Source organism: Candidatus Methylomirabilota bacterium (assembly GCA_035260325.1).
Lineage (GTDB): Bacteria > Methylomirabilota > Methylomirabilia > Rokubacteriales > CSP1-6 > AR19.
In genome coordinates, this window is sequence record DATFVL010000147.1 from 1 (window position 1) to 7,156 (window position 7,156).

A 7,156-nucleotide genomic window follows, 5' to 3' on the forward strand; every position below is an offset into this window, starting at 1 on the left:
CGGCGCCGGTGATGGCGAGGACGACGTCGTCGTAGTCCGCGTCATCGTAGAACCCGGGGATCCACGTCGGGTCCGGCGGGCTGGCATGGGCGAGAGGTGCGAGCACGAGCAGGGCGCCAAGCAGCGGGATCACGATCGACGCCCTGCGCTCCATGGGCCCGGACAATACGCCGGTCGGACGACAGGCGCAACTCGGCCCTCGATCGTCCCCGGCGCGGGCGCCCCGTCGCCTCCACCAGCGTGAAATCGGGCCCGAAAAGCGGCGTGGTATAGTGGGCCCGATGACCCCCCCCATTCCGATCCAGGTGTACGGGATCAATCTCCTGGTGAAGCTGATGGCCGAGGCGCCGGCGGACGTCCGAGTGCACTGCCCGAAGGGGTCGCCGATCCGCTACGGCCAGGTCGTCGCGCGCGGCGACGGCTTCGACGAGGGCGCGAACGCCTTCCGGGACATGCCGGAGCTCAAAGCCGTCGTCGCGTTCGAGGAGTCGCAGGAAGACGTCGAGGGCCACTACTTCTACATTGCGGGCGAGGAGTACCGCGTCATCCGGCTGGACTCGGTCATCCTGTCCTTCCCGCACGAATAGTTCCGCCGTGGCGCGGAGGGGGGTTCTCCAAGCCGCGCTCGAGCGCATCGATCCCGACGAGCTCGTCGAGTTGACGCGGAAGCTCGTCCGCATCCCGAGCGTCGTGAGGCCGGGCGATCCGGCCGCCGGCGAGGCGGCGGTCGCCCGCCGCGTCGAGCAGTGGCTCGCCACGGAAGGCTTCGCGCTCGAGGTCCACGAGGCCGCGCCGGGACGGCCGAACGTCGTCGCCTGGCTCGGCGAGAAGGGCAGCGGGCGATGCCTGCTCCTCGAGGGCCACACCGACGTCGTCACCGAGGGCGACCCGGCGGAGTGGACGCACCCGCCCTTCGCCGCCGAGCTCGCGGACGGGCGCATCTACGGGCGCGGCGCCGCGGACATGAAGGGGGGCCTCGCCGCGGCGATGGTCGCGGCGGCCGCGATCAAGCGGAGCGGCGCCGCGTTCCGCGGCAAGCTCGTCGTCGGCGCGCTCGCGGACGAGGAAGGCGACATGCTCGGCGCCAAGCACTTCTGCGCGACGCCGATCGGCCGCGAGCTCGACGCGGCGATCATCTGCGAGCCGGAGCAGAACGAGCTCTGCCTCGAGCAGCGCGGCGTTGTCTGGGCGCGCGTCGCGATCCACGGCCGGATGGCGCACGGCGCGATGCCCGAGGCGGGCGTGAACCCGATCGTGGCCCTCGGGGCGCTGCTCGACGAGGTCCCGAGGCTCGAGAAGCGCCTGCGGAGGCTCTGCCGCCGGAGCCCGCGCCTCCGTCCGCCGACCGTGACGCCGACGGTCGTCCGGGCGCCCGTCGAGGGCGTGCCCCAGTCGAACGTGATTCCCTCGCAGGCCCACGCCGTCCTCGACGTGCGGCTCACGCCGGGTCCCGACGAGCGGGCGGTGGCGGCGGAGCTCGACGCCGCCTGCGCGGCGGCGATGACGCGCGCGCCCGGCGCGAGGATCGAGTGGCGGACGGTGAACGGCTACCGGCTCGCGACGCGCACCGAGCGGCGTGAGGCCCTCGTCCGCGCCATGGTGAAGGGCGTGCGCCAGGCGACGGGCAAGCCGCCGCGCTTCGGCGGCGTCCCGGGCTCGACCGACGGCACGATCCTCCGGATGACGCTCGGCATCCCGATCGTCACCTGCGGGCCCGGCAACCGGCTGATCCCCCACCAGGTGGACGAGTACGTCGAGGTGGCCGAGCTCGTCGCCGCGGCGCGGATCTACGTCGCGTCGGCGCTGAACTTCCTGAGCTAGTGGCCGAGTATCTCCCGCGCCTCCGCCACGTGGACGCCTTCCCCGTCGAGCACGAAGGGCGGCCGTGCCTGGCGCTCCGCGACCCCGCGGGCTACACCGACGCCATCGTCGTTCTGCCGCAGCCGCTCCTCGAGATCGTGTCGCTCTTCGACGGCGAGCACTCGATCCTCGACATCCAGGCGGCCGTCATGCGGCGTCACGGCGAGCTCCTGCCGCGCGCGCGGCTCGAGGCGATTGCGGACGCGCTCGACGCCCAGGGGTTCCTCGACAGCGCGCGCTTCGCCGAGCGCCGGGCGGCGGTGGACGGCGCGTACCTCGGCGCGCCGAGCCGGCCCGCGTCGCACGCGGGCGGCGCGTACCCCGCGGACCCCGGCGACCTCCGCGTGACCTTCGACGCGTTCTTCGCGCCGCCGGGCGGGCCCGGCCTCGTGGACGGGCAGGCCGGCGGCGCCGAGCGCGTGCGCGCCGTCATCGCGCCCCACATCGACTTCCACCGGGGCGGGCCGGCGTACGCGTGGGCGTACCGCGACGTCGCCGAGCGCTCGGACGCCGACCTCTTCGTCGTCTTCGGCACGTGCCACGCCGGGATGGAGCATCCGTTCGCGCTCACGCGGAAGGACTACGACACGCCGCTCGGCAAGGCACCGGTGGCGCGCGACTTCGTGGAGGCGCTGGCCGCGCGGGCGCGCCAGGACTGCTTCGCCTCGGAGCTCGCCCATCGCGCCGAGCACTCGATCGAGTTCCAGGCGGTGTTCCTGCGCTACCTCTACGCGGGCCGCCGCGACATCGAGATCGTCCCGGTGCTGGCGAGCTTCGCTCACGAGGCGCTCGCGCGCGGGGTCGGGCCCGAGGACGACCCGCGCGTCGCGCGCTTCCTCGACGCCCTCGGCGAGACGGTCGCGGCGAGCGGCCGGCGCGTCGCCCTCGTGGCCGGCGCCGACCTCGCCCACATGGGCCCGCGCTTCGGCGACCCGGAGCCCGTGTCGCCGGAGGACCTCGAGCGGATCGGCAGCGAGGACCGGGAGATGCTCGCCACGGTGGAGGCGGCGGACGCGCGGGCGTTCTTCGAGTCGGTCGCGCGTGACGGCGACCGCCGGCGGATCTGCGGGCTCTCGCCGATCTACGCGCTGCTCCGGGCTCTCGGCGGCTCTCCAGGGACGCTGCGCCGCTACGCGCAGTGGCCCGACCCGCAGGGCGTCGTGACTTTCGCGAGCGTGGTGTTCTGACGGCGGCCATGGCCACGCCCGAGCCCGGCTGGTCGCTGCCCAAGCTCCGGATCGACGTGGACGGCGACTGGTACGACGACGGCGTGCAGATCACGCACGCGGGGATCCTGGCGAACCTGCGCGCGGGTCTCCGGCGCGACCCCACGGGATACTTCATCCAGACGCGCGTCAGGATCCCCGTGGAGGTCGCCGACGCGCCCTTCGTCGTCACGCGCTTCGAGCGGCGCGGCGACGGGTTCGTCGTCCTCCTGAACGACGATAGCGAGGAAGCGGTGGACCCTGCGACGCTCAGGGTCGGCGCGGGCGACGTCCCGTATTGCGCGGTGAAGGGCGGCCGGTTCGAGGCGCGGTTCAGCCGGGCGGCCGCCCATCAGCTCTGGGGGCTCGCCGAGCACGACGAGCGCAGCGCGCGGAGCGTCCTGCGGCTGGGCGGCCGCGAATACTCGCTCAGGAGGAGCCTGTGAAGCGAGCGCTCGCCGTGGCGGGCGTGCTCCTCGTCGCGGGCGTCGCGGCGGCGACCTGGTGGATGGCCGGCGCCCAGGAGGTCACGGTGGACTCGATCGGCGACCAGGTCCAGACGCTGGCGCGCGGCCGGCTCCCGGTCTTCGCCGAGAAGGGCGAGCTCGGACGCCTCTACGCCTTCGCCGCCGAGCACCGGAACACGCTCGAGTGGATGCCGTGCACCTGCGGCTGCGGCAGCCTCGGCCACGGCTCGAACCGGTCCTGCTACGTGAAGGCCGAGACGGAGAGCCGCGTCACGTTCACGAGCCACGCGGCGACCTGAACGCTCTGCCTGGACATCACGCGTGACGTGATGCGCTTGAAGGCCGAGGGCAAGCCGCTCGCCGAGATCCGCGCGGCCATCGACGCGAAGTATCTGCGGTTCGGCCCGCCGACGCCGACGCCGCGGCCGAAGTCGTAGTATCCTCGCCGCCATGAAGGTCGCGGCCGTCCTCATGGAGATCTTGAAGTCCGCCGGCGTCCGCCACCTCTTCGGCAACCCGGGCACGACGGAGCTGCCGTTCCTCGACGCGCTGCCGGACTCGGGCCTCGAGTACGTGCTGGCGCTCCAGGAGGCGGCCGCCGTGGCGGCCGCCGACGGGTACGCCCAGGCCTCGGGGACGCTCGGCGTCGTCAACGTCCACGTGGCGCCCGGCCTCGGGAACAGCATCTCGATCCTCCACAACGCCGCGCGGGCCAAGAGCCCGCTCGTCCTCACCGCCGGCCAGCAGGACACGCGCTTTCTCATGCACCAGCCGATCCTCGCCGCGGACCTCGTGCGCATGGCCGAGCCGTTCGCGAAGTGGGCCTACGAGGTTCGCCGCCCGGAGGAGGCGCCCGTCGCGCTGCGCCGCGCCCTCAAGGTGGCGCTGACGCCGCCGACGGGGCCCGTCTTCCTCTCGCTGCCGATGGACCTGACGGGCGCGGTCGTCGAGGACGCGGGCGCGGGGCCGCCCGAGGTCGCGACCCGCGCGCGCCCGGAGGCCGGCGCGGTGCGCCGCGCTGCGGAGCTGCTCGCCGCGGCGAAGGCGCCGCTCGTGATCGCGGGCGACGGCGTGGCGCGCGCGGGCGCCGTCGCCGAGCTCGTGGCGCTCGCCGAGCTCCTCGGCGCGCGCGTCCACGGCGAGCCCGTCTACCGGCGGATCAGCTTCCCGGGCAACCACGGGCTCTGGCGCGGAGGACTGTTCCCGTCGCCCGCGGGGGTCGCGAAGGCGCTTGCCGAGGCCGACGCCGTGCTGATCGTCGGCGCGAGCGTCTTCACGTGGTTCCTCCACACCGAGGGCATGCCGTTTCGCCGCGGACTCACGGTCGTGCAGGTGGACGACGACGCGTGGGAGATCGGACGCAGCTATCCCGTCACGCTCGGCATCGTCGCCGACCCGCGCGAGACGCTGCGCGAGCTCGCTCAGGCGCTCGTCCCGCTCCTCGACGAGGCCGCGCGCAAGGCGGCGGCGGAGCGCGGCGCGAAGCTCCGGACGGCCCGGGGCGAGCTGACGGCGCGCGCGACGGCGGCCGGGGAAGCGGAGGCCCAGCGGACGCCGATCGGCCAGGCGTACCTCATGCACACGCTGGCCTCGCTCCTGCCCCCGGACGCGATCGTCGTGGACGAGTCGGCGACGTCGCTCCCGTTCGTGCTGCGCTACATGCCGTTCGCCACGCCGGGCTCCTTCTACGGGTCGAAGACGGGCACGCTCGGGTGGGGGATGGGGGCGGCGCTCGGCGTCCAGCTCGCCGCGCCGGGGCGCAAGGTCGTCGCCACCATCGGCGACGGCTCGGTCATGTACTCGCCGCAGGCCCTCTGGACGGCCGCGCACTACCGGCTGCCGATCACGTACGTCGTGCCGAATAACTCGTCCTACGCGATCCTCAAGTCGGGGATGCTGAGCCTCGACCTCGAGTCGGCCAAGCGCGGGATCTACCCGGGAATGGATCTGGTGGATCCCGAGATCGACTACGTCGCCCTCGCCCGCTCGCTCGGCGTGCGGGCCGAGAGCGTGGAGAAGCCCGGCGAGCTGCGCGACGTGCTGGCCGCCTGCCTCGCCCATCCCGGGCCCTCGCTCGTCGCGGTCGCGATCGACCGCGGCTTCAAGGCGATGTTGTGATGGCAGGGATTTGATGATCCGCACCGGGGGCGAATGGGTCGTCGAGGCGCTCGCCGCCGAGGGCGTGCGCCACGTGTTCGGGATCCCCGGCGTCCACAACCTCGCGATCTACGACGCGCTCCTGCGGCAGTCGAGGATCACCCACGTGCTCGCGCGTCACGAGGCGGGCGCGGCCTTCATGGCGGACGGCTACGCCCGCGCCTCGGGGACCCCGGGCGTGGTGGTTGTCACGACCGGCCCCGGCGCGACGAACACGCTCACGCCGCTCGTCGAGTCGTACGCTGGCTCGATGCCTGTCCTCGTGGTGATGTCGGACGTCGCCTCCCACCTGGTCGGCCGCGAGCTCGGCGCGTTGCACGAGGTGCCGAACCAGATCGACTGCTTCCGCCCCGTCACGCGCTGGGCGGAGACGCTGACCGAGGCGACGGCGATCCCCACGGCGCTCCACGGCGCCTTCGACCTTCTCCGGACGGGCCGGCCGGGGCCGATCGCGCTGTCGATCCCGAACGACTTCCTGACGGCCCACGTCGAGGCGAGCGACCGCCCCGGTGGTCACGGCCGTCGGCCGCCCTGCCACGTGAGCGAGATCCAGGAGGCGGCCCGGCTCCTGCGCGACGCCTCCCGACCCCTGATCATCGCGGGCGGGGGAGTGATCGCGGCGGATGCCGCGCACGAGCTCCAGGCGCTCGCGCGGCGGCTCGATTCACCGGTCCTCACCACCGTGATGGGGCGCGGCGCCATCAGCGAGCGCGATCCCCTCTGGCACGCGGTGCTGCCGAACCGCCACGCCAGCGAGGCGGTGATCAAGGCGGCCGACGTCGTGCTGGCCGTCGGCTGCCGCTTCGCCCATCGCTCGACGCAGGGGCTTCTCCTGAACCTCGTGTTCGATCCGGCGCAGACGCTGATCCACCTGGACCTCGACCCGACCGTGATCGGCGCGCTCTTCAAGCCGCAGCTCCCGATCGTGGGCGACGCGAGGGACGGCCTCCTGCGGCTCGGCGAGGCGCTCGGTCCCGGCAGGACCGCGAGCAGTTGGGATCACCGTTGGCGTAGCGGGCTCAGTGGGGCGGCGAGCCCGCGGTACACGGCCGAGATCGCGCGGCTCATCGAGATACTCCGCCGGGCGCTGCCGGACGACGCGATCGTCGTCAACGACCAGACCGGGATCAACTACTGGATGGAGTGGCGCTTCCCGGTGCTCGCGCCGCGGACGTTCCTCTACCCCGTCGGGTCGGCGACGCTCGGCTACGGTGTGCCCGCCGCCATCGGCGCCAAGATCGCGCGCCCCGACCGTGCCGTCCTCTGCGTGGTCGGCGACGGCGGGTTCATGTACTCGGTGAACGAGCTGGCGACGGCGGTGAAGTACCGGCTGCCCGTCGTGTTCCTCGTCATGAACGACGGCCGCTACGGCGCGATCAAGTGGCTCCAGGAGACGCTCTTCCACGGGCGCTGGGGCGAGGCCGACCTGGCGAACCCGGACTTCCCGGCGCTCGCCCAGGCGTTCGG

General features: G+C 73.4%; 7 protein-coding genes. All 7 read left to right on the forward strand.

The features are described from left to right. Positions 1-281: 281 nt before the first annotated feature. Positions 282-587 carry a hypothetical protein gene (locus VKG64_09940; protein HKB25361.1) on the forward strand — a complete coding sequence of 102 codons (306 nt, stop codon included), beginning with the start codon at positions 282-284 and terminating at the stop codon, positions 585-587. A 7-nt stretch (positions 588-594) separates the two neighbouring features. After that, the gene (locus VKG64_09945) at positions 595-1,821 is read left to right on the forward strand and encodes a M20 family metallopeptidase (GenBank protein ID HKB25362.1); all 1,227 of its coding nucleotides are present in this window, start codon (positions 595-597) and stop codon (positions 1,819-1,821) included. Next, entirely contained in the window at positions 1,821-3,047 is a 1,227-nt protein-coding gene (gene amrB / locus VKG64_09950) for an AmmeMemoRadiSam system protein B (protein ID HKB25363.1), read from the forward strand. The genes VKG64_09945 and amrB overlap by 1 nt, the downstream gene beginning before the upstream one ends. A gap of 8 nt (positions 3,048-3,055) precedes the next feature. Next, positions 3,056-3,511: a hypothetical protein gene (locus VKG64_09955; protein ID HKB25364.1), complete on the forward strand. Its 456-nt coding sequence runs from the start codon at positions 3,056-3,058 to the stop codon at positions 3,509-3,511. Positions 3,512-3,573: 62 nt separating this feature from the next. After that, complete coding sequence (locus VKG64_09960) at positions 3,574-3,969, forward strand: PCYCGC motif-containing (lipo)protein (protein HKB25365.1); 396 nt, start codon at positions 3,574-3,576, stop codon at positions 3,967-3,969. A 13-nt stretch (positions 3,970-3,982) separates the two neighbouring features. Next, complete coding sequence (locus VKG64_09965; GenBank protein ID HKB25366.1) at positions 3,983-5,650, forward strand: thiamine pyrophosphate-binding protein; 1,668 nt, start codon at positions 3,983-3,985, stop codon at positions 5,648-5,650. Between the two features lie 13 nt (positions 5,651-5,663). Beyond that, positions 5,664-7,156 (forward strand): thiamine pyrophosphate-binding protein (locus VKG64_09970; GenBank protein HKB25367.1); only part of this gene is annotated, 1,493 nt, incomplete at its 3' end.

Excerpts from the sequence above, each read along its gene's own strand:
- VKG64_09940 (HKB25361.1), top strand. The coding sequence starts at position 282 with ATGACCCCCCCCATTCCGATCCAGGTGTACGGGATCAATCTCCTGGTG.
- VKG64_09965 (HKB25366.1), top strand. The coding sequence starts at position 3,983 with ATGAAGGTCGCGGCCGTCCTCATGGAGATCTTGAAGTCCGCCGGCGTC.
- VKG64_09955 (HKB25364.1), top strand. The coding sequence starts at position 3,056 with ATGGCCACGCCCGAGCCCGGCTGGTCGCTGCCCAAGCTCCGGATCGAC.